We start from the raw sequence: 23478 nt of genomic DNA on the forward strand, positions 1-23478 counted from the left end.
AGTGGTACACAATGGAAAAACAATTTTATGAAATTTTAGAAAATATACTTGAAACCAAAGTAGATGAAAATACAAATTTAAGCATGGAAAACTGCAAGAACTGGACTTCTTTAGCTCATATTGATATCATCATGAGTTTAGAAGAAGAATTTGAAATCAAATTTAACAAAGAAGATTTAAGTCTCTTAAAATCTCAAAGCGCTTTACTAGAAAAAATTCAAACCCTAAAGGCAGAAAAATGAAAGAAAATATTGAAAAATTATTTCAAGCCATCGCTCAAAAAAATCCTATCCATTCTAAATATCTTAAAAAAATTGAATTTTCACAAGAAGACGAAGAAGAATTTGATAAATTAATTTCTTATTATATTCAAGATGGTATCAGTATAAAAGAACAATGCGATTGTTATTTATTGATCCTTAACGATACTTTAGAAGAAACAAAATTTTTCATAGAAAATGGGGCTTATCGTTATTCTAGCTTTGATGAAGTTAAGGATAAAGTTTATTTTAATGAAAGCTATATGAAACAATACATGATAGGCTTAGCTCTTTCTTCTTTTGTTTGGATAGCTCATATTAAAGTGAGAAAGTATTTTTCACAATATTTAAAAAATTTTACTCCAAAAACAACTTATTTTGAAATAGGCCCTGGCCATGGAGAATATTTTGCAAGAGCAGTTAAAAGTGGTAAATTTTCCGCCTTTTATGGACTTGATATCTCTCCAACAAGTTGCGAACTTACTCAAAAAATGGTAAAACAACAAGTAGGGGGGTTGATTACAAAATGTGATTTTTTATGTCAAGATTTTTTTACTTATGATTTTGATAAAAAAGCTGATTTGATAGTGATTGGAGAAGTGCTAGAACACGTAGAAAAACCTCTTGAATTCCTTAAAAGATCTAAAGAGCTTCTTAGCGATGGAGGGGAAATTTTTGCAACTATTCCTATCAATGCTCCTGCTATTGATCATATTTATTTATTTTCCCATCCTGATGAAGTTAAAGATTTGATAGAAAAATCAGGCTTAAAATTTAAAGCTTATGAATGTTTTATGGCAAATGATTATAGTTTGGAAAAAGCATTGAAATTTAAAAATGCTATCACTATGGCAGTAGTTTTAAATGCTTAATACAACACTCAATTTACCCCTTCATCATATAGGCGTGGCTTGTAAAAATTTAGAAAAAGAAAGGGAATGTTTTTTTAAACTAGGTTTTTATAAAGAATCAGAATTTATAGATGAAAAACAAGGAGTAAGAGGCGAATTTATCATTCCTTGTAATGAAGCATTTCCACAGTATAGATTTGAACTTTTGCAAAATTTAAACGATAAAGGACCACTAGATAGCTATTTGAAAAATAATACCAAAATGTATCATTTAGCCTATGAAAGTAAAAATATCGCCCAAGATTTAATTCTTTTGGAACAACAAGGAGGCATTTGTATTGTTCCTATTATGCAAGCAAGCTATTTTGCTAAACTTTGTTTTATCATGATGCCAAATAGGCTTTTAATCGAACTTGTGGAGCTAAAATGAATCTTTTTTCACCCCATTTAAAACGCAATGAGCTTATAAAATTCGCCAAAGAATTAGACTTTAGCAAAAGTCAAGATCTTCTTATTAATGTCCATAGAAATCATGCTTTTGAAGGAGTGCAAAGTATCATTGCTCCTTTTTTACATTTTGCTAATTTAAGAGCTGAGTTTAATTTCAGCTCTTATGATGATAGCTTGAGTTTTGATAACTTTAAAGAAGCTAGTTTAGAACTTTTATGGCTAGATTTAACCCGCTATAAAAATAATGTGCAAAATTTTATAGAAGAAAGACTTTTAGAACTAAGAAAAATTTCACAAAACCCTATTTTAGTTCTTAGTTTAGGAGAATTTAAAACAGATAAAAAAATTTTAAATTGTGAAATTTTTAACATAGAAAAACTCATAAAAGAGTATTTTGATGAAGAAGATATTTTAGACTTAGCTAAAGAAGAACTTACAGGCTCTAAGCTTAATAATAAAGCCTTGATTTTCTTGGCACAAATTTTAGGACTTAGTCTCATCCCTGCACTTGTAAAACCCGCTCTTAAAGCTCTTGTACTTGATCTTGATAATACCTTGTATCAAGGAATTTTAGGTGAAGAGGGTATAGATAATCTTAATTTAAGTCCTTTGCACAAAACCTTACAAGAAAAAATTAAAACTTTTAAAAAACAAGGGTTTTTACTTGCCCTAGCTTCAAAAAATGAAGAAAAAGACGCAAAAAAACTTTTTGAAACAAGGAAAGATTTTATCTTACAATGGGATGATTTTGATGCTAGAATGATCAATTGGGAACCAAAGGGTGAAAATATCTTAAAAATTGCTAAAAAATTTAATATAAATACTAACGCTATGCTTTTTATAGATGATAATATCGCCGAGCTTGAAAATACCAAATTTACAGGCGTTAAAACACTTTTATGCGATGAAAATATACTTTATAAAATCAAACTTTTTCCTAATCTTTTAAAACTTTCAAATACCAAAGAAGATCAAATTCGTGCCAAAGATATAGCAGCCAATGCTTTAAGAGAAGAGCTTAAAAGCTTAAGCGATGAAGAATATTTTCAAAATCTTGAAATCAGCTTAAATTTTAGCAAAAATGATCTGCAAAATATCCCTCGCATTAGCGAACTTTTAGGCAAAACCAATCAATTTATCGCTAATTACACACGCTTAAATCAAGAAAAAGTCGCACAACACATGCAAAAAGAACTCATTGTAAGTGTGAGTATGAGTGATAAATTAAGCGATAGTGGGATTATCGCTATTTTTGTTTTTTCTTGTAAAGAAGGAAATTTATTTATCGATGATCTTTGCATTTCTTGTAGGGCTTTAGGTAGAAAACTTGAAACTAGAATGTTTTTTAAAGCCTTTGAACTAGCTTTACATTTCTTTGATCTTAAAAACAATAATGCAAGGCTTTACTATCAAAAAGGCGAAAGAAATATGCCATTTTTGAGCTTTTTAGAACAAATTTCCAAAGAATTTGAAAAAAACTCAGCCCTTATTCCATTTCAAAATTTAAACTTCAAAGGACTTATAATCCATGAAAACTAGATTTGATAAAGCTAAAATTTCAGGCATTTGCGTAAGCGTACCTGAACATAAAATTTGCATTGATGATGAGTTAGAAAGCGTTTTTTCAAATGATATTAAAACCCTTAAAAGAATGAAAAAAGTCATAGGTTTAAACACGCGTTATATTTGCGATGAAAACACTTGCGTAAGCGATCTTGGAAAACACGCAGCCAATACACTTTTACAAGGTTTAAATATAGATAAAAATAGCCTTGATGCACTCATCGTAGTAACTCAAAGTCCTGATTTTTTCATGCCTTCTACGGCTTGTTATTTACACCAACTTTTAAATTTAAGCTCCAAAACTGTAGCTTTTGATTTAGGGCAAGCTTGTGCAGGGTATTTATACGGCTTATTTGTCGCTCATTCTTTAATACAAAGTGGCTTAGGTAAAATTTTACTCATTTGTGGAGATACTTTAAGCAAATTCATCCACCCTAAAAATATGAATTTAGCTCCTATTTTTGGTGATGGAGTAAGTGCAACTTTAATTGAAAAAACGGATTTTAACGAAGCTTTTTTTGAGCTTGGAAGCGATGGAAAACATTTTGATAAACTCATCATTCCAAAAGGTGCGATGAGAATACCTAAAGCAGATATTTTCAACGATGATTCACTCATGCAAACTGAGGAGTTTAGACAATTAGAAAATCTTTATATGGACGGAGCAAATATTTTCAATATGGCTTTGGAATGCGAACCTAAAAGCTTTAAAGAAATTTTAGAATTTTCTAAAGTAGATGAAAAAGACATTGCTTTTCATCTTTTTCATCAATCTAATGCGTATTTGGTTGATTGCATCAAAGAAGAATTAAAACTTAATGATGATAAAGTTCCTAATTTCATCATGGAAAAATACGCTAATTTAAGCGCTTGTTCACTACCTGCCCTACTTTGCGAACTAGATACTCCAAAAGAATTTAAAGCGAGTTTAAGTGCTTTTGGTGCAGGGCTTAGCTGGGGAAGTGCGGTGCTAAATTTCAAAGATTTATACACAAAAGATATTTTAATTTACACAAAGGAGAAATAATGACAAAAACTGAATTTTTAGAAGAGCTTAAAGAAGCTATGCATAGAGATGAGAACTTAAGCGAGGATATGCTACTTGATGATATAGATGAGTGGGATAGCTTGGCTTTTGTATCTGTGATGGTGCTTTATAAAAATCTTTTTGCTTTAAAAATCACAGCCGAGGACTTGAAAAATTGTCAAAAAGTAAGTGATTTAATCAATTTAGCAAAGCTTGATTAAAACCTTTAAGGTTTTAATCTTTTATCTCTAATTCAAATTTATCTCCCACATCTTTAAACATAAACACTTTATTCCCACAAGGATAAGAGATGGAATTTTCTTGCATGAAAGATTTTCTTTTTTGTAGTTTTTCAAGCATTAAAGGAAGTTCTTTTCTAAATAAGGCTTTATCAGGTATACCACAACCATGATCTAAATTTTTAATAAATTTTCCATCAATTTTATTTTCATCTATCAAATTTAAGCTTACATCGTAACCTAAAATTTTTAATATTTGCATGGTTTGTTGTTTAAAATTGGCAGGCGTTAGAGGATCTTTATCGCTATGATAACTTACATAAATGATATTTTTATTTTTTTGACTTTGCAAAATCAAATGATCCTTATTTAACAATGTTCTAATAAAATAATTTTCATTATTAAAAAAATAAGGTGAATTTTCTTTACGCGTCCAGTGGGTTTTTAGAAAACATTGTATTAAAATATGCGAACTATTTAAAACATAATCACAACCACTCTCCATTTCTCTTCCTAAAATATAATTTAAAGGTGGCAAAGCCGAACCCGAATTATCAATCACACCATCCACATACCAAGGAGCTATCTTTGCTATAAGCAAGGCTAAGTATCCTCCATAAGACCCCCCCCATAAATTTTTGGTAAATCTGCAAGTTTTGGAAAGCGTTTAACTAGATCTTTTAAAGCATTGATATGATCAATAGCTGCCATAATGCCAAAATTTTGATATTCTCCATTAGGTGGGATAAAAGTTGAAGTAAATTTCGCTTGATAATTTTGCGCTAGTTTTCTTTGTGATTTTAAAGTAGTAATATAATGATCTAAATGATGATAATATTCTAAAGCATTATTAGAATTTAAATTTCTACTATCAATGTTAAAATCATTCAATACTTTAGAAAAATTTTCCAGATCTTCTTCTAAAAATTTTGCACTTGCATCGTATTTTAAAACATCTGAACGCCTTTGGCAAAAACAATGATAAAAAACATTTATTGTCACTACATCAAAATTTTTAGCAATATAATTTCTATAAGAATCTAAAAAATATATATTTGCATTAGCTCCATAACCTCCTATGACAAAAACTATAGCTTTGAGATCTTTTTCATCATCATAACTTATGCGATATTCAAGCTTACTGGTTCTTTTAATACCTAGTTCTACATCATCACAAGAATCAATTTCAAAGGTTTGGTTTATAAGCATATATTTTCCTTTTTAATTAATAATCAATTTTAACTGATTTTCTACATCTTTAAAAGTAAACACTTTATTTCCACAAGGATAAGAGATGGAATTTTCTTGCATGAAAGATTTTCTTTTTTGTAGTTTTTCAAGCATTAAAGGAAGTTCTTTTCTAAATAAGGCTTTATCAGGTATACCACAACCATGATCTAAATTTTTAATAAATTTTCCATCAATTTTATTTTCATCTATCAAATTTAAGCTTACATCGTAACCTAAAATTTTTAATATTTGCATGGTTAGTTCTTTAAAATTTGCTGGAGTTAAAGGATCTTCTTTACTATGATAACTCACATAAATAATATTTTTATTTTTTTGACTTTGCAAAATCAAATGATCCTTATTTAACAATGTTCTAATAAAATAATTTTCATTATTAAAAAAATAAGGTGAATTTTCTTTACGCGTCCAGTGGGTTTTTAGAAAACAACTCACAAAAAAATGATCGCCCTGCATATACATATCCCCATTAGTATCTTTGCTTTTAAATTCCAACTCTCTACCAATAATATAATTAAGCGGTGGAACAGCCGAACCCGAATTATCAATCACGCCATCCACATACCAAGGAGCTATTTTTGCTATAAGCAAGGCTAAGTATCCTCCATAAGACCCCCCCCCATAAATTTTTGGTAAATCTGCAAGTTTTGGAAAGCGTTTAACTAGATCTTTTAAAGCATTGATATGATCAATAGCTGCCATAATGCCAAAATTTTGATATTCTCCACGCGAAGGAATAAAAGTTGCACTTAGTCTTTCTTCAAAATCATAAGGCAATCGATTTAACATTTTTAATTCTGTCATAATCTCGCTCAAATATTCACAATGACTAACTACAGTATTATTGGCTAATTGATCACATGGAATATTGTATTTACGAAGCACTTTTTCTATTAATTTTAAATCATCTTTTGTAAAATCTGCTAATGTTGAATACTTTTCAACATCCGAACGCCTTTGACAAAAACAATGATAAAAAACATGCACTGCTACAACATCAAAATTTTTAGCAATATAATTTCTATAAGAGTCTAAAAAATATATATTTGCATTGGCTCCATAACCTCCTATTATAAAAACTATAGCTTTAATCTCTTTTTCATCATCATAACTTATACGGTATTCAAGTTTGCTAGTTCTTTTTATATTTAATTCTACATCATCACAAGAATCGATTTCAAAGCTTTGGTTTATGAGCATATAAAGGCCTTTTTTATTAATTTATCGATATTATATTACAAAAAATTAAAAAGGTAAATCATGACAACTCATATCTATGATTTTTTAGAAAAAAGTTTAATCAAATTTAGCGAAAAAACTGCTTTTGTAGAACCCTTTGTCAAAGAAAAAAAGGAAATCACTTACAAAGACTTTGATCTCTTTTCTAAAAAACTAGCCAGTAAAATTTTAAAAACTTTAGGAAATGATAATCCTGCTCAAGCTCCTGTTTTAATCATCTTGCCTAAAGGGATTGATTGTTTGATTTCATTTTTTGGAGTGGCACTCAGTGGAAATTTTTATACCCTTTTAGATGAGAAAAGTCCTAAAGAAAGAGTAGAAAAAGTTATAGAAGTTTTAAAACCTAAACTTTTTATCACTTCAAAGGATTTAAATTTTAATTTAGATTTGCCTACGCTTTATACACAAGACTTTGAAAGTTTTAATATAGATGAGAGTTTGCTAAAAAATGCTAAAGAAAAACACATAGATACTAATTTACTCTATGTTTTCTTTACTAGCGGAAGCACAGGTATTCCTAAAGGAGTAAGCATAGCACATAAGAGTGTGATTGATTATACTTTTTGGGTGTGTGAGACTTTTAAATTTGATGAGAATGAAATTTTAGCCAATCAAGCACCATTTTATTTTGACAATAGCATTTTAGATATTTTTTCAAATGTAAAATCAGGAGCAACTTTACACCTTTTACCTAATCATCTTTTTGCCTTTCCAAATAAAATTTTAGAATGTCTTGAAAAAGAAAAAGTAAGCACTATATTTTGGGTACCTTCGGTGCTGATTTATTTTGCAAATACTGAAGCTTTGAATAATTTTAGTTTAAACGCCTTAAAAAAGATACTTTTTTGTGGTGAAATCATGCCCAATAAACAGCTAAATATTTGGCGTAAACACTTACCCAATGCTTTATTTGCCAACCTTTATGGTCCAACAGAAATCACTGATGTATGTTCTTTTTATATCATCAATCGTACTTTTAAAGATGAAGAACTTTTACCTATAGGCAAAGCATGTAAAAACACAGAACTTTTAGTTTTTGATGAAAATATGAATTTCATAAGTCCTAAACAAATAAGTGTTAAAGGGGAGCTTTTTGTGCGTGGAACTTCTTTGTCTTTAGGGTATTATAATGACAAAGAAAAAACCAAACAAGCTTTTATTCAAAATCCTTTACATGATAATTATTTAGATTTACTCTATAAAACAGGAGATATCGTTTCTTATAATGAATTTGGAGAGCTTTTATGCTACGGAAGAGCAGATAATCAGATAAAATATATGGGACATAGAATAGAACTTGGAGAAATAGAAAGCGTGATAAATTCTCATGTGAATATTAAAAACAGTGCTTGTATTTTTAAAGAAGATATTATTTGTTTTTATGAAAGTGAAGAAGAAATTAATTTTAAAGCTTTTTTGAAAGATAAATTACCTTCTTATATGATCCCAAAAAATTTTATTAAACTCGACAAATTTAAGCTTAATCAAAATGGTAAAATTGATAGAAAGGTTTTAAAAGAACTTGTTTAAATAAATATTTTATAATTTCAAAAAACTAAAGGAGAAAAAATGCAAGAAATCAAACAATTTTTTATCAATATAGAAAGAACAGATATCAATGAGAGTATGGAAAATCTAGTAAGTGAAGATTTTATCGATAGTATCGATATCATGGCTTTGGTTGCCGAAATAGAAAAATTTTATAAAAAACCCTTAAAAGCAGAATTTATCACACCTGAAAATTTTGAAAGCTTTGAAAATATCAAAAAAATGCTTGAAACTGCAATGAAAGACTAATCTTTCCTTGCAAGTTCAAGCTGTTCTTTTAAAGAACTGATGATTTCATTTTTAGAAACAATAATTTGTGCTATAAAATCCGCCACATCATCCCAATCTTTACTTAGCATATGGGTTAAAGTATAATTTTGTTCATATTCTTCCCAATTCACAGGAGTAAAAAGAGAATTTTTATGCGGGAAATATTTGTTTTTTACCCATTCAAGTGAAGAAGCAAAATAATCCACATAAGCTTTACCAATATCTTTTTGCACTGCAAATTTTAATCTTTTTTCTTTGCTGCCTTCAAATTTTCTTCTTGCCATAAAAAGCAAAGAATTAAGATTATCCTGCTTTAAATCTTTTTGATTTAATCTTGACATAAGCTCCATTCCTAAAAGATTAAAACTTTCATTTTTGGTTTGTTTTAAAACAAAACTCTCATCCCATTCAAGTCCTAAATGATAAACAAAATCCTTAAGTAAAGTCCCTCCTACATAATCCTCCCTTAGAAGTCTTACTATCAAATTTTCTTCTCCAAATACCTCAGCATGAGTTTTGCAAATCCATTCATAGTCAAAAATATATTTTCTAGGATGATCTTGCGGAGCAAAATCAGCAGAATAATACCCCATATTATTTTTATGATCTTGGGAACAATGTGAGTTTAAATAACCCAAAGTATCTCTAAAATACACAATAATATAAATTTGAGTAAAACCTAACTCTCTCATAATCTTTTCTAAAATTTCTACATGTTTTTTGGTAGAAAAATCCCAAACTATACCCTCAGCTGAAAAAATAAATTTTTTATCTTTATGTAAAGCACTTTCACTTTTAAAATTTTCTATAGCTCTAAGAAGTCTTTCATTTGTGATATGACTTAAAACACTCTCTTTTTTTAAAATATCTTCTTTTTGAACCAATTCTAAAACCATATCCACCAAAGCCCAATGCCTATTTGCCACTCTAAGACTTTTTGGGTAAATATAAGCTTTTTGCAAAAGCTTTTCTTCGTTTTGCATCAAGAAGCCTTGTTTTTCTTGATTTCCTGTATTAGTAGTTCCTATATGTAAATATGCTGTCATTTTATATCCTTTATCTTTATTTTAATTTATCATCTCTAACTCAAATTTATCTTCTAAATCCTTAAACACAAATACTTTATTCCCACAAGGATAAGAGATAGAATTTTCTTGCATAAAAGATTTTCTTCCTTGTAGTTTTTCAAGCATTAAAGGAAGTTCTTTTCTAAATAAAGCCCTATCAGTCATTCTAAGTCCATGCTCTAAACTTTTTACAAATCTACCATCTATATCATTTTCATCCTTTATTAAATGTAAAGTTGCATCATATCCTAATTCCTGATAACACTTATAAAGTTCTATTTTATTTTGCACTGGCGCACCCATATCTTGTATACTATGATAGCTTACAAAAATGGTATTTTTATTTAAATTTGATTGAATTTGAAGATGGTTTGAATTTAAAACTGCTCTGATTAAATAATTTTCATCACCAAAATAATAAGAAGAATTCATATTTCTATTCCAGTATTTATATACAAAACAATAAAGTCTATAACCACTTCCTTCGAAATAAAATTCCCCTTGATTCATTTCTCTTCCTAAAATGCACGCCAAAAATGGCAAGCAAACACCTGAATTATCAATCACACCATCCACATACCAAGGAGCTATCTTTGCTATGAGCAAGGCTAAGTATCCTCCATAAGACCCCCCCCCATAAATTTTTGGTAAATCTGCAAATTTTGGAAAGCGTTTAACTAAATCTTTTAAAGCATTGATATGATCAATAGCTGCCATAATGCCATAGTTTTGATAATCTCCATTAGGTGGGATAAAATCACAAGAAAGTTCTATTTTTTGGCTTTCATCAACCAAACCTGCTTGTTTCATTTTATTAACTTTTTGCTCTATAAGAGGAATAATTTGTTCAAAATTATCTTTATTAACCGATAAATGTCCTAAATTAATATTTTTTAAAATGCCATTTACACGCTCTAAATCATCTTGATTGGGAATAAGCTTTGGATTATACTTTTGATCAATACTTTGTCTTGCACAAAAACAATGATAAAAAACATGTACCACTACAACATCAAAATTTTTAGCAATATATTCCCTATCAAAATCTAAAAAAGAAATATTTGCATTAGCTCCAAAACCACCCACTATAAAAACTATGGCTTTGATATCTTTTTCATCATCATAACTTATGCGATATTCAAGCTTACTGGTTCTTTTAATACCTAGTTCTACATCATCACAAGAATCAATTTCAAAGGTTTGGTTTATAAGCATATATTTTCCTTTTTAATTAATAATCAATTTTAACTGATTTTCTACATCTTTAAAAGTAAACACTTTATTTCCACAAGGATAAGAGATGGAATTTTCTTGCATGAAAGATTTTCTTTTTTGTAGTTTTTCAAGCATTAAAGGAAGTTCTTTTCTAAATAAGGCTTTATCAGTAATCCTCATACCATGATTTAAATCTTTTATAAATCTTCCATCAATCTCACTTTCGTCTTTTATTAAATGTAAAGTGGCGTCATATCCTAGCTCTTTATACGCTAAAAAAAGAGTTTGTTTATCTTTTGCTGTATTAAATGGATCTTTTAAACTATGATAAGATACTAAAATAATATTTTTATTGACACTAGCTTGTATAGTTAAATGGGAAGAATTTAACAAAGAACGAATCATATAATTTTCATTAGTAAAAAAATAAGATAATCTTTCATCTTCTCTAGTCCAGTACGTTTTAATAAACATGCCTACCAATTTATTTAAATCACTAAAAAAAAATTCGGGTCTACTTAAATCTTTTCCTATTATACATTCCAATAATGGCAAAACAGTTCCTGAATTATCAATCACGCCATCCACATACCAAGGAGCTATCTTTGCTATGAGCAAGGCTAAGTATCCTCCATAAGACCCCCCCCCATAAATTTTTGGTAAATCTGCAAATTTTGGAAAGCGTTTAACTAAATCTTTTAAAGCATTGATATGATCAATAGCTGCCATAATGCCATAGTTTTGATAATCTCCATTAGGTGGGATAAAAGTTGAAGTAAATTTCGCTTGATAATTTTGCGCTAATTTTCCTTGTGATTTTAAAGTAATAATATGCTGAATAAGCAATTCATAATACTTGGTAGAATTTTTACAATCAAGATTCTGTGGATTAATGCCAAAATCTAACAAAATCTTAGATAGACTTAACAAATCCTCCTCCATGAAGCTAATAGAAGCACTATACTTTTTATTATTTGATATTCTTGCACAAAAACAATGATAAAAAACATGTACCACTACAACATCAAAATTTTTAGCAATATATTCCCTATCAAAATCTAAAAAAGAAATATTTGCATTAGCTCCATAACCTCCTATGACAAAAACTATGGCTTTGATATCTTTTTCATCATCATAGCTAATGCGGTATTCAAGTTTGCTAGTTCTTTTTATATTTAATTCTACATCATCACAAGAATCAATTTCAAAGGTTTGGTTTATAAGCAATTTTAAGCCTTTTATTGTATTTTAAAGACAATTATACTTAAATTTTAGTAAAATAAAACACAAAAACAAGGCTTAACTATGAAAAATCTTTGCATAATCCCTGCTCGTGGTGGATCAAAAAGAATTCCTAGAAAAAATATCATTGATTTTCTAGGTAAACCTTTAATCTCTTATAGCATAGAAAATGCTTTAAATTCAGGTATTTTTGATGAAGTGGTGCTTTCAAGCGATGATGAAGAAATCATAGAAGTAGCCTTAAAATACGGTGCAAAAGCTCCTTTTGTGCGTGATAAAAATTTAAGCGATGATTATGCTTCAAGCACTGCTGTAGTGCAAAATGCCATAGAAATTTTACAAAGCCAAAATCAAATTTATGATCATGTCTGCTGCCTTTATGCTACTGCTCCTTTGTTAAATAAAGACATTTTAAAACAAGCCTATGAAAAATTTATACAAAATCAAAGCAAGTTTTTATTTGCTGCTACTGAGTTTGAGTATCCTATACAAAGGGCATTTTATCTAAATGAAAACAATCAAGTTTATATGTTTGATGAAAAACATTATAAAAGTCGTTCACAAGATCTAACAAAAGCTTATCATGATGCAGGAGCTTTTTATTTTGGTACAAGCAAAGCTTGGCTTGAGGAAGATTTTATATTTAAACCTCATTCTAGCGTGTTTGTATTGCCAAGAAATTTAGTTTGCGATATAGACACCATACAAGATTTGGAATTTGCAAAAATACTTTATAAGGTAAATCATGAAAGTGCTTTTTAGAAGCGATAGCTCCAGTCAAATAGGCTTTGGACACATTAAACGTGATCTAGTCTTAGCTAAACAATATAGCGATGTAAGTTTTGCTTGTTTGCCTTTAGAAGGCTCTTTGATCGATGAAATTCCTTATCCTGTTTATGAGCTTGATAGTGAAAGCATTTACGAACTTATCAATCTCATCAAAGAAGAAAAATTTGAACTTCTTATCATTGATCACTATGGCATCAGCGTAGATGATGAAAAACTGATCAAGCTTGAAACAGGGGTGAAAATTCTAAGCTTTGATGATGAAATAAAGCCTCATCATTGTGATATTTTACTCAATGTCAATGCCTATGCAAAAGCAAGTGATTATGAAGGTTTAGTGCCTTTTAAATGCGAAGTAAGATGTGGTTTTTCTTATGCTTTAATCAGGGAAGAATTTTATCAAGAGGCCAAAGAAAATAGAGAAAAAAAATATGATTTTTTCATTTGCATGGGTGGAACTGATATAAAAAACCTTTCTTTACAAATTGCTAGCGAATTACCTAAAACAAAAATCATCAGCATTGCAACCAGCTCTTCTAATCCTAATCTTAAAAAATTGCAAAAATTTGCAAAATTACATAACAATATTAGATTATTTATCGATCATGAAAATATTGCAAAATTGATGAATGAAAGCAATAAACTCATCATTAGTGCAAGTTCTTTAGTCAATGAAGCCTTGCTTTTAAAGGCAAATTTCAAAGCTATTTGTTATGTTAAAAATCAAGAATCTACAGCAACTTGGCTTGCTAAAAAAGGGTATGAAGTGGAGTATAAGTATTGATAAAACTTAAAAATTTCACAGAACTTAATTCTCAAGAAATAGAGCTGATTTTTAAATGGCGCAATCACCCCGATATCAATCAATTTATGAAAACAAAATATATTGATTTTGAAGAACATTTAAGATTTTTAAAAAAATTACATCAAGATTCTAGCAAAAAATATTTTTTAGTTTTTCAAGATGAACAGATTATCGGCGTAATTGATTTTGTCAATATCACAACTAAATCTTGCGAATTTGGACTTTACGCAAAACCTAATTTAAAAGGCGTAGGACAAATTTTAATGAATGAAATTATAAAATACGCTTTTGAAAACTTAAAAGTAAATACTCTTAAAGCTTATGTTTTCAAAGACAATCGCAAAGCTTTAAAATTATATCAACAAAATCATTTTACTATTTATGATGAAGATAAAGATTTTTACCATATTTGCCTAAAGCAATCTGACTGCAAAGCCTTGCCTAGCTAATTCTTCTTTTACATCTTTAGGGGTATACTTAGAAAAATGAAAAATATAAGCACCCGCTAAAGCATCAGCGCCTAAATTTAAAGCCTCAACTCCATCACTTGGATTGCTAAGTCCTCCATTGATAATAAGAGGAATTTTAAGTTTATTTTGAAAGATCTTTAAAAGTTCTAAATCATAACCCTTTGCCCTTCCTTCAAAATCCACAGAAGTTAAAAGAAGCTCTCCAGCTCCTTTTTTTTCATATTCTAAAGCAAGTTCTAAAGGACTTTTTTCAAGTAAATTTCCCCTGTCATAAACACAAAATTGCCCTCCTTTTCTTTTAACATCTATAGAACAAACTATACATTGAGAACCAAAACGATTAGCCGCTTTACTTATAAAATCCATATCTTCTAAGGCCTTAGAATTGATAGAAATTTTATCCGCACCTAAATTTAAAATCTTTTGTATATCTTCAAGGGTTTTTATCCCGCCACCTATAGTTAAAGGCATAAAACATTCTTTAGCAAGATCTTCTATACTTTCAAAATCTATTTCTCCACTTTTTGAAGCATCTATATCTAAGATAATAAGCTCATCAACATTGCGTGCATTATAAATTCTCATTGTTGAAGTTAAATGCCCTATAGTGCGAAAATCTTTAAATTCTATACTTTTAACAAGTTGTCCGTTTTTTAACAAAACACAAGGGATAATTCTAGTTTTTAACATTTAAAGCCTTGCAAAATTTTCTAAAAGTTTTAAACCTAAATTTTGACTTTTTTCGGGGTGAAATTGTGTAGCAAAAATATGATCTTTTTGTAAAGATGCAACAAATTTATGTCCGTATTGTGCTTTAGCACTTACAAACTCATCTTTGCATTTCACATAAAAAGAATGCACAAAATAAAAATCACTCTTATTATCTATGCCTTGATACAAAGGAACTTGTTTTAAAATTTCAAGCTCATTCCAACCCATATGTGGGATTTTTAAATTTAAATCCTCTTCAAATTTGACTACTTCACCTTCTATAAAACCAAGTCCTTCGCAAACTCCACCTTCATAGCCCCTTTCTAAAAAAAGCTGCATTCCTAAACAAATGCCTAAAATAGGTTTTTTTTGTACTAAAACTTGCTCTTTTAAAGCTTCTATAAAACCAAGTTCTTTTAAATTTTTCATCGCTTCTTTAAAAGATCCCACTCCAGGTAAAAGCAATTTATCTGCTTTTTGCAAATCTTTTGGATTTTTAGCTATGAAATTTGTAGCTCCTATTTTTTCAAAAGCCTTAGTAACGGAGTTTAAATTTCCCGCCTTGTAATCAATGAGCGCTATCATTTTAAAACACACTCGTCTTTTCTTACCAAAGAACCATCATAATCTCTTAAAAATTTGCCATTTTCATCACGTTTAAAGATTTTTTTATTAGTAAAAGAATCTACAATTTTTTGAAATTCTTCCTCGCTAAAACCACTGAATTCAAGGTATTTTTTAATAGCCTTTTTAGGGGGCTTGCCATCGTATTTTTGTGCCAAACGCACCCCTTCTTCACGACTGATATAACCTAAACGAATATCCAAACAAGCATTATCTGTTGCTCTACCAAAGCCGTATTTGCAGTATTTTAAATAATCATGCACATGATTAGAATAACAATCTAAATTTTCAAAATTTTCATAAGTAGTCTCAACAGGATGATCTAGAATTAAAAAACCATATTTTTTAGAAATTTCAAGAATTTTTTTATAATCCCATTTAAAATAATACCCTAAAAATAGCCCCGTAACCCCTACTCTTTGAAGTTCTTCATCGCTTGGATAAGTATATAAAAACAAATCTTTTTCAGTGATACCATTTACCCCAAGCATATCAGAAGCGCGATTTCCTAAAAGCCCGCCAAATTCTTCAAGCCACTCTCTGCCTAAAATATTTTTATTTTTACTACTCGCAGGACCGCCATACTCTATCTGCGGACTTTCTCCCCAGATGATCAAAGGCACTCCAAAATTTACCGCTATGCGTGGAACAGAAGTAAAAATTCCCAAATGGTTTTGCCACTCATTATCCCCTGTTCTTACAAAAGCTTCACGGGCAAGTTTTTGATAAACTTTTGGATCACGCTTGATATGGATCAAATCCACGCCAAGATGATTTAAATTGTCTAAATTTTTGCGCCCTATTTTCGTAGGTACGCTAGGCTCAAAACACACACACAAAGGATTAAGTCCAAGTTCGAGCATTTTAACCACTTGAAAAGTAGAATCTTTTCCGCCGCTTACTCCGATAACACAATCATAAACAGGATGTTTTTTGTATTTTTTTATAAGCTCAAAAAATTCTTTTTCTCTTTCTTGCCAATTAATATTTTGATTTTTAGCTTCTTGAGAACGACAAGCATCACAAACACCTTCTTCATCAAAATGTAAATCAGGCTTAGTATCTGGCATCACACATTTTTTACAAAATTTCATAAATTTCCTTTAATTAGTCTTAAATATATATATCGTTATAATTAAATTTTATTTTATGATTTTATATATTTATATTATATAAAAATTAAAAAATGAATGAATTCTATAATTTAAATCCATATGGCATTTTTTGAATGAAACCAAGCAAAATCATAACAAAGTTGTAATATTTATATAATATAAATATATAAATTGAAGAAATATATAATATAATTATATATCATTTTAGTCAGGAAATTTACCAAAGAAAGAAAAGTATGCAAATAGGAAATTTTAACACCGATAAAAAGGTTTTTATCATAGCAGAACTTAGTGCAAATCACGCAGGAAGTCTTGAAATGGCACTTAAAAGCATAAAAGCAGCCAAAAAAGCAGGTGCTGATGCGATAAAAATCCAAACTTACACTCCAGATAGCCTCACACTAAATAGCGATAAAGAAGATTTTATCATCAAAGGAGGACTTTGGGACAAAAGAAAACTTTATGAGCTTTATGAAAGTGCAAAAACCCCTTATGAATGGCATTCTCAAATCTTTGAAACCGCACAAAATGAAGGCATACTTTGTTTTTCAAGTCCCTTTGCTAAAGAAGATGTAGAATTTCTTAAACGCTTTGATCCTATAGCCTATAAAATCGCTTCTTTTGAAGCCAATGATGAAAATTTCGTGCGTTTAATCGCCAAAGAAAAAAAACCTACTATCGTTTCAACGGGCATTGCTACAGAAGAAGAACTTTTTAAAATCTGTGAAATTTTTAAAGAAGAAAAAAATCCTGATTTAATCTTTTTAAAATGCACTTCGGCTTATCCTACTGCCATAGAAGATATGAATTTAAAAGGCATAGTAAGTTTAAAAGAAAAATTTAATGTTGAAGTGGGACTAAGTGATCATAGCTTTGGTTTTTTAGCCCCTGTTATGGCAGTAGCACTTGGAGCTAGAGTGATAGAAAAGCATTTTATGTTAGACAAAAACATAGAAAGCGAAGACAGTAAATTTAGTCTTGATTTTGATGAATTTAAAGCTATGGTAGATGCAGTAAGACAGGCTGAAAGTGCTTTAGGTGATGGTAAGTTAGACTTAGATGAAAAAGCTCTTAAAAACCGTGTTTTTGCAAGAAGCTTATATGCAAGCAAGGATATCAAAAAAGGTGAAATGTTCAGTGAAGAAAATGTAAAATCAGTACGTCCTTCTTTTGGACTACATCCTAAATTTTATCAAGAACTTTTGGGAAAAAAAGCCACTAAAGATATAGAATTTGGCGATGCTTTAAAACAAGGAGATTTTACATGAAAAATATTTTAGTTACAGGTGCTGATGGTTTTATAGGCTCTCATCTTTGTGAAAGTTTGATCAAAAAAGGTTTTAAAGTCAGAGCTTTAAGCCAGTATAATTCTTTTAATTTTTGGGGACATTTAGAAAAAAGTCCTTTTTTAAAAGACATGGAAGTTGTAAGTGGGGATTTAAGAGACAGTTTTTTTTGCGAAAAAATCACCAAAAATATAGATGCGATCTTTCATCTTGGCGCCTTAATCGCCATCCCCTACTCCTACACAGCCCCACAAAGCTATGTGGATACCAATGTCAATGGCACTTTAAATATGCTCGAAGCAGCTAAAAAAAACGAAATTTCGCATTTTATCCACACCTCAACAAGCGAAGTTTATGGCACGGCCTTTTATGTGCCCATCGATGAAAAACACCCTTTACAACCTCAAAGCCCTTATTCTGCAAGCAAAATCGCTGCAGATATGATGGCGCTGAGTTATTATAATTCTTTTAATTTAAATGTCAATATTGCACGCCCTTTTAACACCTATGGACCAAGACAAAGCGCAAGGGCTATCATACCTACCATCATCACACAAATTTTAAGCGGAGCAAAGGAAATCAAACTAGGAGATTTAAGCCCTAAAAGGGATTTAAATTTTGTGCTAGATACTTGCGAGGGTTTTATCTCTCTTTTAAATTTAAAACATTTTGGAGAAGTTTATAATATAGGCTCAGGAGTGGAATACTCCATGCAAGAAGTACTTAATCTCATACAAAAAATTTTAGATTCTAAGGTAAAAATCATCCAAGATGAGCAAAGATTGCGTCCTAAAAATAGCGAAGTTTTTAGACTTTGTTGCGATGCAAACAAGCTTAAAAAAGCTACAAATTGGCAAAGCAAAATAAGTCTAGAAGAAGGTTTAAGACAAAGCATAGAGTATTTTAAAGAAAATTTAGAAAATTATAAAAGTGAGCTTTATAATGTTTAAAAAAGAAATTTCTTTTATAAAAAGTCTTTTTAATAAAGAAAATATCGCCCTACATGAGCCTTGCTTTATAGGCAATGAGAAAAAATATCTCTTAGAATGTATCGATAGCGGTTTTGTTTCAAGCGTAGGAGAATTTGTAACGCGTTTTGAAGAAGCTTTAAAAGAAAAAACCAAAGCACGCTTTGTCATCGCTACAAATACAGGTACAGCAGCCCTTCATATCGCTTTATTAGCTAATGGTATCGATGAAAACTGCGAAGTCATCACTCAAAGCATAAGCTTTGTCGCTACGGCCAATGCTATCGCTTATACAGGTGCAAAACCCGTTTTTTTAGATATAGATGAAAACACTCTAAGTTTAAGTCCTAAGGCTTTAGAGCATTTTTTAGAAAATCAAACTTATCAAAAAGATAATCTTAGCTATAACAAAACCACACACAAACCCATCAAAGCTTGTGTTATTATGCACACCTTTGGTTTAAGCGCTCATATAAAAGCCATCAAAGAGCTTTGTGAAAAATACCACATCCTTTTAATTGAAGATGCTGCAGAAGCCTTAGGAAGCACCTATGAAAACAAGGCCTTAGGCACTTTTGGAAAGTGTGGAATTTTAAGCTTTAATGGTAATAAAATCATCACAGGTGGATGCGGTGGGGCGATATTAAGCGATGATGAAAATTTAGCCAAACTTGCAAGACACCTTAGCACCACAGCTAAAATCCCCCATCCTTACGAATACGATCATGATAGGATAGCTTATAATTACCGTCTTTGCAATATAAACGCAGCAATCTTGCTTGCAGGACTTGAAAATTTAGAACTTTTTTTAGAAAACAAAAGAGAACTTGCTAAAATTTACAAGGATTTTTTTAAAAATCACGATAAATGTAAATTTATCGATGAAAAAAGCAATGAAAAAAGCAATTTTTGGCTCAATACCTTGCTTTTTAAAGATGAAAATTTAAGAAATATCTTTTTAGAAGAATGCTTGAAAAATAATATTTTCGTCCGTCCTGTATGGAAAAGCTTACCGAGTTTAAAAGCTTTTCAAAACTGTCAAAGCAATGAGCTTATAAACACTAAAAAATTAGAAAAACGCTTGATTAATTTACCTAGTAGCGTTAGAATAGCAAATAAAAAGGAATGATGCGTTGCAAAATTTAATTCAAAGCATTAAAAAAATTTAATAAGAAAAAATATGAGAATAGCGGGGGGGGGGGGATTTGATTTTTTTACTTCTTCTTTTAGGAGAAGTGCGTGAAAAATGTCATCATCATAGGAGCGGGTGGCTTTACTAGAGAGCTTTATTCTTATTTAAAAGATGCAAATTACGAAATTATAGGCTATATTGATATACAAGAAAATAATTTTTTTGACTTAAAATATCTAGGCAATGAAGATAATTTCGATAAAAAGTTGATTCAAAAAGCATCTTTTGCTTTAGGTGTAGGACAAATCAATTTAAGAAAAAAAATCCTTGTAAAACTTTCAAAAAAATCATGTAATTTTATCACTTTTATACATCCTCAATCTTTTGTTTCAAAAGAAGCTAAAATAGGACAAGGGGTTATAGTGTGTCCTTTTGTAACCATTAATGCTAATTCAAATATAGGAGATTTTGTGCTTTGTAATATTTATTCAAGCATAGCTCATGATTGTAAAGTAGGAGAAGGAAGTATTTTAAGCCCTTATGCTACACTTAATGGAAATTCAAGCATAGGAAAAAATTGTTTTTTAGCTACTAGAGTTAGCCTGTTGCCTTGCGTAAACTTAGAAGATAACTGCATAGTAAGCAGGTAGTATTATTAGCAAAAACTACACATCCAATCAACTTATTTTTCATAAAAATATAATTAAAACAAGGAAAAAACAATGAAAGAAATTAATATCATAGACTTTGGTTTAATGGGTAAGCAAATAAGTGCTTTATTTTATTTATTAGGCTATGAAATAGGTGTTTATAATAAAAGCAAGCTCAATATATACGAATTTGAAAAACAAATAAAACTTCTACAAAGAAAAATAGATTTTTCTAATTTTAACGCCGGAAAAATAAACATTTACCAACATATAGAAGATCTTAAAAATAGCTTGACTATAGAAAGCTTAAATGAAGATTTAAATTTAAAAAAAGAAATCATGCAAATTCTTAGAGATAATAATATAGTTTTTTCGAGAGTATGGATGATTTAAACTGCGATTTTATACATTTTTTCAATACTATTTATATCAAATTAATAGAACTTTGTGGTTCTAATTTAGAACGATTTACCCCATTGAAAGATCTTAAAAAATTAGGATTTCATATCATTTGCAGTAAAGGCAATCGAGGAGCTTTAGCAAATTTACTTTTGTTCAATGAAATTTCATCATTTTTTAAAATTATAGAAAAATACGATTATAATTTCAAAGAATGTCAAACAGTTTATGATTTGCTTTATGAAAAAAGAAATTTGTTAAATATTATCGACACTATAGGCATAGAACTTTGTAATAAAATTTGTAAGAATTTAAAAGAAGATGATGAAAATTTTTACCATCCAAAAATCTTTAAAAAGGCCTTATAAAAAGGAATTTTAGGTAGAAAAATAAAACAAACATAAGTGATATTTTATAAAATAAGCAAATATTAATTTAATATTTTATATAATCTAATATTTTTATTAAATTGAAGGGGTGGGGAATGATTTATTGTGATCACTGCGTGATGCCAAATACTAGACCTGGTATTAATTTTACAAAAGATAAAGAAGGTAAAAATATCTGTTCAGCTTGCATCAATCATAAAAATAAAGAAAATATTGATTATAAAGCAAGATTTAAAGAGCTTGAAGCCTTATGCGATAAATACCGCAGAATGAATGGAAAATTTGAATATGATTGCGCTATTGCCGTAAGTGGAGGTAAAGATTCGCATTTTCAAGTGCATATCATGAAAGAAAAACTTGGAATGAATCCTATTCTTTTTAGCGTTGAAGATAATTTCACCATGACTGAAGCAGGTAAGAAAAATCTTAGAAACTTAAGTGAAACTTTTGGTTGTCATATTATTAGCTTAAAGCCTGATATCAAAACTCAAAAAAAAGTTATGCTAAAAACCTTTGAAAAATATGGAAAACCCACTTGGTTTATTGATAGACTGATTTACAGCTATCCTTTTGCTATGGCTTTAAAATTTAATACACCTTTATTGGTTTATGGAGAAAATGTTAGTTATGAATATGGAGGTAGTGATGACAAAGAAACTCCTAGCGCCAAAGAAATATTTTTAAATGGTACAGCTAGTGATTTAGATATAAATGAATTTATAGATAATGAAATCAAAGAAGAAAATCTACAACTCTTTTTTAATCCCAATGCAAATGATATCAACAAACTTAATCCTATTTATCTAAGTTATTTTGTAAAATGGAATTCTTATAGCAATTATATTTTTGCTAAAAGTCGTGGTTTTACTGATCTAGAAGGCGAATGGGATAGAACAATGTGTGCAGAAAATTTTGATCAAGTTGATAGTATAGGCTATATCCTACACGCTTGGATGAAATACCCTAAATTTGGTCATGCTTGTGCGAGTGATTACGCAGCTCGTTTCGTGCGTTATGGACTTTTAAGCAGAAAAGAAGCTATTGAACTTGTGCAAAAAAGAGATCGTAAGCTTGACAATAGATGCGTTGAAGATTTTTGCAATTTCATAGGTATTAGTAAAACTACATTTTGGAAAATAGTAGAAAAACATTACAATATGGATTTATTTTATAAAAATGATTTTGGAGAATTTAAATTAAAAAATAAATTACAATAAAAATATAAAGGAAAGAAATGCAAAACTCATTAGAAACTTATACAATGAAATATAATGAAAATGGATACGGATTACTTTTTCCAGATGGTCATGTAGTACGTTTTTATGAAAGAATTTTAAAATACAAACTAAATAAAATAAATGGAAATTTACTTGATTTTGGTTGTGGCAATGGTGTACATTCAGCGTATTTTCAAAGCAAAGGGTTTAAAACCTTCGGAATAGATATAGTTCCAAGTTTAAAAGAAATTTGGGAGCAAAATATTAAAAAAAAAAAGGGGGGGGGGATATTGTAAAATTATAGAACCAAATTCTAGTATCAAAGGACTTTTTGATGAAAATATGGATATCATCTTTGCAAATCAAAGTCTTTACTATATACCCTTAAAAGAACTCAAACAAAATATTTTAGAATTTTACGAACTTTTAAACACGGGTGGAATACTTTTTGCTACAATGATGAGCAAGAAAAATTATTATTTTTCCCACAGTCAAAAAGAAGAAAAAAATGGCTTGAGTAAAGTTGAAATTAATGGAAGATTAAATGAAACAAGCTTTATACATTTTATTGATAAAGCCCAAGATCTAGAAAATCTTTTTCAACCTTTTGAAACTTTATTTTTAGGAGATTATGATCCTATTAATTTTTATAATTTTGAAGGATCAGCACACCATTACATTTATGTAGGTATTAAAAAATAAAATTT

The 23478-nt window shown here is 29.6% G+C and carries 25 protein-coding genes and 2 pseudogenes; 19 read left to right on the forward strand and 8 right to left on the reverse strand.

Features of this window, described 5'->3' with window-relative positions:
* The first annotated feature begins 11 nt into the window (after nt 1-11).
* From FBF06_RS07345 to FBF06_RS07370, 6 genes are read left to right on the forward strand one after another with little or no spacing between them, the layout of a single operon-like run.
* A complete protein-coding gene (locus FBF06_RS07345) occupies nt 12-242 on the forward strand; it encodes an acyl carrier protein (protein WP_002781997.1) in 231 nt (76 codons plus the stop codon).
* Complete coding sequence (locus FBF06_RS07350) at nt 239-1132, forward strand: class I SAM-dependent methyltransferase (RefSeq protein WP_002909649.1); 894 nt, start codon at nt 239-241, stop codon at nt 1130-1132. Before FBF06_RS07345 ends, FBF06_RS07350 begins: the two co-directional genes overlap by 4 nt.
* On the forward strand, nt 1125-1541 hold the full coding sequence (locus FBF06_RS07355) for a VOC family protein (RefSeq protein WP_002791673.1): 417 nt from the start codon (nt 1125-1127) through the stop codon (nt 1539-1541). The genes FBF06_RS07350 and FBF06_RS07355 overlap by 8 nt, the downstream gene beginning before the upstream one ends.
* Nucleotides 1538-3100: an HAD-IIIC family phosphatase gene (locus tag FBF06_RS07360; protein ID WP_002810163.1), complete on the forward strand. Its 1563-nt coding sequence runs from the start codon at nt 1538-1540 to the stop codon at nt 3098-3100. Before FBF06_RS07355 ends, FBF06_RS07360 begins: the two co-directional genes overlap by 4 nt.
* Nucleotides 3090-4151 (forward strand): beta-ketoacyl-ACP synthase III, encoded by a 1062-nt coding sequence (locus FBF06_RS07365; RefSeq protein WP_057041383.1) that lies wholly within the window; start codon nt 3090-3092, stop codon nt 4149-4151. Before FBF06_RS07360 ends, FBF06_RS07365 begins: the two co-directional genes overlap by 11 nt.
* Nucleotides 4151-4372, forward strand: a complete 222-nt coding sequence (locus FBF06_RS07370) for an acyl carrier protein (protein WP_011989739.1) — start codon at nt 4151-4153, stop codon at nt 4370-4372. The genes FBF06_RS07365 and FBF06_RS07370 overlap by 1 nt, the downstream gene beginning before the upstream one ends.
* 13 nt (nt 4373-4385) lie before the next feature.
* Here the strand turns inward: FBF06_RS07370 and FBF06_RS09880 are convergent.
* A pseudogene (locus FBF06_RS09880) lies at nt 4386-5599 on the reverse strand (DUF2920 family protein).
* Nucleotides 5600-5611: 12 nt separating this feature from the next.
* A complete protein-coding gene (locus FBF06_RS07385; RefSeq protein WP_168977606.1) occupies nt 5612-6838 on the reverse strand; it encodes a DUF2920 family protein in 1227 nt (408 codons plus the stop codon).
* 60 nt (nt 6839-6898) lie between these two features.
* Here FBF06_RS07385 and FBF06_RS07390 point away from each other — a divergent pair, with 60 nt between their 5' ends.
* Together FBF06_RS07390 and FBF06_RS07395 are read left to right on the forward strand one after the other, a co-directional pair.
* Nucleotides 6899-8407, forward strand: a complete 1509-nt coding sequence (locus FBF06_RS07390; RefSeq protein ID WP_002874692.1) for an AMP-binding protein — start codon at nt 6899-6901, stop codon at nt 8405-8407.
* Nucleotides 8408-8446: 39 nt separating this feature from the next.
* A complete protein-coding gene (locus tag FBF06_RS07395) occupies nt 8447-8674 on the forward strand; it encodes an acyl carrier protein (protein ID WP_002777686.1) in 228 nt (75 codons plus the stop codon).
* On the opposite strand, the gene FBF06_RS07400 is transcribed toward FBF06_RS07395, so the two are convergent.
* Genes FBF06_RS07400 through FBF06_RS07410 form a run of 3 tightly spaced genes read right to left on the reverse strand, consistent with a single transcriptional unit; the run spans nt 8671 to nt 12204 of the window.
* Nucleotides 8671-9741, reverse strand: coding sequence for a hypothetical protein (locus FBF06_RS07400; RefSeq protein WP_057041396.1), 1071 nt, complete (start codon nt 9739-9741; stop codon nt 8671-8673). The genes FBF06_RS07395 and FBF06_RS07400 overlap by 4 nt on opposite strands.
* Nucleotides 9742-9762: 21 nt before the next feature.
* On the reverse strand, nt 9763-10977 hold the full coding sequence (locus FBF06_RS07405; protein WP_052777347.1) for a DUF2920 family protein: 1215 nt from the start codon (nt 10975-10977) through the stop codon (nt 9763-9765).
* Between the two features lie 12 nt (nt 10978-10989).
* Nucleotides 10990-12204 (reverse strand): DUF2920 family protein, encoded by a 1215-nt coding sequence (locus tag FBF06_RS07410; RefSeq protein WP_052777346.1) that lies wholly within the window; start codon nt 12202-12204, stop codon nt 10990-10992.
* A 78-nt stretch (nt 12205-12282) separates the two neighbouring features.
* Between FBF06_RS07410 and pseF the strand changes: the two genes are divergently transcribed.
* The 3 genes from pseF to pseH are packed head-to-tail and all read left to right on the forward strand — an operon-like array spanning nt 12283 to nt 14259.
* Nucleotides 12283-12981: a pseudaminic acid cytidylyltransferase gene (gene pseF / locus FBF06_RS07415; RefSeq protein WP_002777693.1), complete on the forward strand. Its 699-nt coding sequence runs from the start codon at nt 12283-12285 to the stop codon at nt 12979-12981.
* Complete coding sequence (gene pseG / locus FBF06_RS07420; RefSeq protein ID WP_002790573.1) at nt 12965-13789, forward strand: UDP-2,4-diacetamido-2,4,6-trideoxy-beta-L-altropyranose hydrolase; 825 nt, start codon at nt 12965-12967, stop codon at nt 13787-13789. Before pseF ends, pseG begins: the two co-directional genes overlap by 17 nt.
* Nucleotides 13786-14259 (forward strand): UDP-4-amino-4,6-dideoxy-N-acetyl-beta-L-altrosamine N-acetyltransferase, encoded by a 474-nt coding sequence (gene pseH, locus FBF06_RS07425; protein WP_002781802.1) that lies wholly within the window; start codon nt 13786-13788, stop codon nt 14257-14259. Before pseG ends, pseH begins: the two co-directional genes overlap by 4 nt.
* On the opposite strand, the gene wbuZ is transcribed toward pseH, so the two are convergent.
* From wbuZ to pseA, 3 genes are read right to left on the reverse strand one after another with little or no spacing between them, the layout of a single operon-like run.
* On the reverse strand, nt 14224-14970 hold the full coding sequence (gene wbuZ / locus FBF06_RS07430; RefSeq protein ID WP_002786691.1) for a glycosyl amidation-associated protein WbuZ: 747 nt from the start codon (nt 14968-14970) through the stop codon (nt 14224-14226). The two genes, pseH and wbuZ, sit on opposite strands and share 36 nt — an antisense overlap.
* Complete coding sequence (gene hisH, locus FBF06_RS07435; protein WP_168977607.1) at nt 14971-15576, reverse strand: imidazole glycerol phosphate synthase subunit HisH; 606 nt, start codon at nt 15574-15576, stop codon at nt 14971-14973.
* Nucleotides 15573-16709, reverse strand: coding sequence for a pseudaminic acid biosynthesis protein PseA (gene pseA / locus FBF06_RS07440; protein ID WP_002924885.1), 1137 nt, complete (start codon nt 16707-16709; stop codon nt 15573-15575). The genes hisH and pseA overlap by 4 nt, the downstream gene beginning before the upstream one ends.
* A 257-nt stretch (nt 16710-16966) precedes the next feature.
* Here pseA and pseI point away from each other — a divergent pair, with 257 nt between their 5' ends.
* The 8 genes and pseudogenes from pseI to FBF06_RS09885 all read left to right on the forward strand — a co-directional run bounded on the left by pseI (nt 16967) and on the right by FBF06_RS09885 (nt 23473).
* The gene (pseI, locus tag FBF06_RS07445; RefSeq protein ID WP_002875131.1) at nt 16967-17998 is read left to right on the forward strand and encodes a pseudaminic acid synthase; all 1032 of its coding nucleotides are present in this window, start codon (nt 16967-16969) and stop codon (nt 17996-17998) included.
* Nucleotides 17995-18966 (forward strand): 4,6-dehydratase LegB, encoded by a 972-nt coding sequence (gene legB / locus FBF06_RS07450; protein WP_002832449.1) that lies wholly within the window; start codon nt 17995-17997, stop codon nt 18964-18966. The genes pseI and legB overlap by 4 nt, the downstream gene beginning before the upstream one ends.
* Complete coding sequence (legC, locus tag FBF06_RS07455) at nt 18959-20113, forward strand: aminotransferase LegC (protein ID WP_002868249.1); 1155 nt, start codon at nt 18959-18961, stop codon at nt 20111-20113. The genes legB and legC overlap by 8 nt, the downstream gene beginning before the upstream one ends.
* Before the next feature lie 110 nt (nt 20114-20223).
* Nucleotides 20224-20766, forward strand: a complete 543-nt coding sequence (locus tag FBF06_RS07460; RefSeq protein ID WP_002815677.1) for a transferase — start codon at nt 20224-20226, stop codon at nt 20764-20766.
* Between the two features lie 72 nt (nt 20767-20838).
* Nucleotides 20839-21159: a 3-hydroxyacyl-CoA dehydrogenase NAD-binding domain-containing protein gene (locus FBF06_RS09615; protein ID WP_002858316.1), complete on the forward strand. Its 321-nt coding sequence runs from the start codon at nt 20839-20841 to the stop codon at nt 21157-21159.
* On the forward strand, nt 21147-21533 hold the full coding sequence (locus tag FBF06_RS09620; RefSeq protein ID WP_002782233.1) for a hypothetical protein: 387 nt from the start codon (nt 21147-21149) through the stop codon (nt 21531-21533). The genes FBF06_RS09615 and FBF06_RS09620 overlap by 13 nt, the downstream gene beginning before the upstream one ends.
* A gap of 116 nt (nt 21534-21649) precedes the next feature.
* The gene (locus FBF06_RS07470; RefSeq protein WP_002891140.1) at nt 21650-22771 is read left to right on the forward strand and encodes an N-acetyl sugar amidotransferase; all 1122 of its coding nucleotides are present in this window, start codon (nt 21650-21652) and stop codon (nt 22769-22771) included.
* A gap of 17 nt (nt 22772-22788) precedes the next feature.
* Nucleotides 22789-23473: pseudogene (locus FBF06_RS09885) on the forward strand (methyltransferase domain-containing protein).
* Nucleotides 23474-23478: the final 5 nt, after the last annotated feature.

Origin of the sequence: Campylobacter sp. CFSAN093227, assembly GCF_012897855.1 — a bacterium.
Classification (GTDB): domain Bacteria; phylum Campylobacterota; class Campylobacteria; order Campylobacterales; family Campylobacteraceae; genus Campylobacter_D; species Campylobacter_D jejuni.